4 protein-coding genes and 1 tRNA gene are annotated in these 3,110 nt (G+C 68.9%); 1 reads left to right on the plus strand and 4 read right to left on the minus strand.

Going from position 1 to position 3,110, the window contains the following annotated elements; all coding sequences use genetic code 11:
• The 4 genes from V6M37_RS13485 to V6M37_RS13500 form a co-directional block, all read right to left on the minus strand.
• Window positions 1-593 (minus strand): RNA polymerase sigma factor (locus V6M37_RS13485; protein ID WP_332674090.1); only part of this gene is annotated, 593 nt, incomplete at its 3' end.
• 120 nt (window positions 594-713) lie between these two features.
• Window positions 714-797 (minus strand) — tRNA-Leu (locus V6M37_RS13490).
• Between the two features lie 44 nt (window positions 798-841).
• Window positions 842-1,813, minus strand: a complete 972-nt coding sequence (locus V6M37_RS13495; protein WP_332674093.1) for a glycosyl hydrolase — start codon at window positions 1,811-1,813, stop codon at window positions 842-844.
• 125 nt (window positions 1,814-1,938) lie between these two features.
• Window positions 1,939-2,625, minus strand: coding sequence for a winged helix-turn-helix transcriptional regulator (locus V6M37_RS13500; RefSeq protein WP_332674095.1), 687 nt, complete (start codon window positions 2,623-2,625; stop codon window positions 1,939-1,941).
• 183 nt (window positions 2,626-2,808) lie between these two features.
• Between V6M37_RS13500 and V6M37_RS13505 the strand changes: the two genes are divergently transcribed.
• Window positions 2,809-3,110, plus strand: a 302-nt coding sequence (locus V6M37_RS13505) for a hypothetical protein (protein WP_332674097.1), incomplete at its 3' end; no start/stop codon positions are given.

A 3,110-nucleotide genomic window follows, 5' to 3' on the forward strand; every position in this document is an offset into this window, starting at 1 on the left:
CGCGCCTCGGCGGCCTCGGCGAGCGAGACGCGGGCGCGCACGAGCAGCGACTTGACCGACGGGATCGTCGTCTCCATCGCCTCGGCGATCTGCTCGTAGGAGAGCGCATCGATCTCGCGCAGCAGCAGCGCGGTCTTCTGCGTCTCGGGCAGGTCCTGCACGTCGCAGACGAGCAGGCGGAAGTCCTCGCGCTTGTGAACCTTGTCGGCCGTCGTCTGGCCGGCGTCGGACATGTGGACGTCCATCGAGTCCACGCCGATCGGCTGGACGCGCCGCAGGTGGTTCAGCGAGCGGTTGCGGGCGATGCGATACAGCCACGGGCGCACGTGGATCGGCCGGTCGTCGGCGACGATCGCGTTGAAGGAGGCGGCGAAGACCTCCTGCAGGACGTCCTCGGCGTCCTCGCGCGAGCCCAGCATGTGGCGGCAGAAGGCGAGCAGGCGCGACTGGTAGCGCGCGACGAGCGTCTCGAACGCGGCGTGGTTGCCGCGCCGCACGAGGACGATCAGACGCTCGTCTGACTGCAGGCGCAGCAGCGGGCTGGGACCCCGCATGCCGACCGGGACGCTGTGCTTGAGGGCTGTGGCTTCCACGTGGATGACGAAGGGCGTCGTGCCCCTGCTCGGTAAGAACCCCGCAGCGGGTGCGAAGTTCCGAGGTTGATCTCAGGCTACCGGCGAAATGGCGCGGTTTCGTGAGGACTCGGTGAGGAGTGCCCGGGGCGGGATTCGAACCCGCACGCTCTTGCGAGCAGCGATTTTTAAGACCGCCTGCCTATGCCATTCGGCTACCCGGGCGCGCGCCGCGCATCCTACGCGCGCCCGGGGGAACCGAAGGCCGATCAGCGCTGCGTGTTCTTCAGCTGGCTCTTGAACGTGTTGTACGCCGGGCGCGGCGTACCGTTGGCCTCGACCAGACCACCGTCGAACGCGGGCGTGCAGCCGTTGCCGAAGTAGTTGTAGCTGTACAGCCGCTCGACGTTCTTGTCGTGCTTCTTGATGAGGCTGAACATGAACTTCGTCGTGCTCGACTGGCGGTTGCGGTCGCACTTGAAGCCGTTGCCGAAGCTCGCCAGCCCACCGGTCTCGGTGAGCCAGAACTTCGCGACCTTGTTCTTCTTGCGCACGGCCTTGATGATCCGCGTGGTGCCCGGGTAGCGCTTGAAGCTGCTGGCCGAGCGCTTCTCCCCCAGCTTGCGGTTGACCTCGGAGTAGTTGTGGATCCCGATGATCCTCGCCTTGTTGCCGAGCGAGCCGGCGGCCTTGAGCCAGCTGGCGATGTAGCGCTCCACGCCGGCCTGATCGAGGACGTCGAGCGCGACGATCTTGCAGCCCGAGCACTTGAACTTGCGGAACGTCTTGTAGAACTCGGCGGCGCGCTTGGGGCTCTTCGCCGTCGGCTGGGACTTGTGGTTGGCCTCGTTCCAGACGCCCCAGTCCTTGACGCCCAGGGCGCGGTAGCGGGCGACGAGCGCGCCGACCTTCGTCTTGTACGCGGAGTTGCTCGGCAGCGGCTTGCGTGGCTGCGAGTTGATGTCGTCGGTGGAGATGTGCATGAGCACGGAGACGCCGGCCGCGCGCGCGGCCGCGACGAAGGCATCGGCCTTCTGCAGCTCACCCGGCTGGTCGATCGTGTTCCACTCGACGAAGTACCGCGTCTTCTTGAGGTTCAGTGCCTTCCAGTTGGCGTCCGTGAACATGGCGGGACTCTGATCGCCGATTCCGACGGCGACGTTGGTCTTGGCCGAGGCGCTGGCCGGGACCGCGAGCAGCAGTCCGGCGATGAGCAGCGAGGGCAACAGGCGGCGATTCACGAAGCAGCATCCTTTCGGCGGGGTCTCGGCACCACATCGGCACGGATGGGAGCAACCATGAGCCTAACCAGCGAAACCGACACCGGTCGCATGTGGTGTGAGGATTGCGTGTGAATCTGTTGGCGCTACGCGGCGCGCGTGGCCCGCGGCGCGATCGCGCCGACGCCGTCGAGCACGACGCGCGCGATGCGCTCGTCGCCGCTCGTCGCGAGCCGGTCGCGATCGGCGTCCGGACCGAGCGCGTCGATCCAGTCGGCCTCGGTGCCGGAGATGCGGACGTCGGCGTCGGATGCGGGGGCCTCGGCGATCGTGGCCGTGCCGCGGGAGACGGTGATCGTGTAGTGGCACGTCGTGCCGTCCGCGCGCAGGACGGACAGCTCGGCGACGCCGGACACGCTGACGGGCGCGCTGATCAGGCCGGGGGCGACGCGCAGGATCGCGCCGATGTCGATCGCCTCGCCTTCGCGCGGCGCGGTCCACGCCCAGTCCAGGCCCCAGCGAGCCAGGGCGCCGAGGACCGGCAGCAGTTCGTGCGAGCGCCGGGTCAGCTCGTAGTCGACGCGCGGCGGCACCTCGCGATAGCGCTGGCGCGTCAGCAGGCCGTCGGCGACCATCCGGTTCAGGCGCGAGCGCAGCTGCTCGGTGGAGATTCCCGGCAGGACCCGCTGCAGTTCCACGAATCGCCGCGGACCGGCCGCGAGGTCGCGCACGATGAGCAGTGTCCACTTGTCCCCGACGAGGTCGAGGGCCCGGGCATCGGGTGCCCACTGGGCGTACGGATGGCGCTTGGGCGGGGGGGTGGGGGAGGCCATGGTTGGCGTGAGCCGGGTGTGCCGTGGGGCGGCGTGACTCAGGCTTCGCACCTTAGTGGCGTTTCGACGCACCGGAAGGTAGCGGGGGGTTGCAGGGGCCTTTGAGGGTCCAAACCTGTGCGAAGGTTGCCGCAGGTTTCGCAGACGTCGTGCGTTACCGCTTTCATGGGAACGGTTACGTCGTTGGACGCGCACCGGGCGTCGCGCCGACCGCGGGAGCCTGCTTCGCGCGGCGCGCTCACGCGGGCGACGCTGTACTTCGATCTCGCGTCGCCCTACACGTACCTCGCCGCGGAGCGTGCGGAGCGCCTGTTCGCGGGCCTGGAGTGGCAGCCGGCGTTCACCGGAATGCTGCACGGCTCGGAGCTCGGTGACGAGGCGCGCGCGGCGGCGGCGGCCCGCGCGGAGCTGCTCGGTGGAGATTCCCGGCAGGACCCGCTGCAGTTCCACGAATCGCCGCGGACCGGCCGCGAGGTCGCGCACGA

It is taken from the genome of Aromatoleum sp. (assembly GCF_036675785.1).
In the GTDB taxonomy this organism is placed as follows: Bacteria; Pseudomonadota; Gammaproteobacteria; order Burkholderiales; family Rhodocyclaceae; genus Aromatoleum.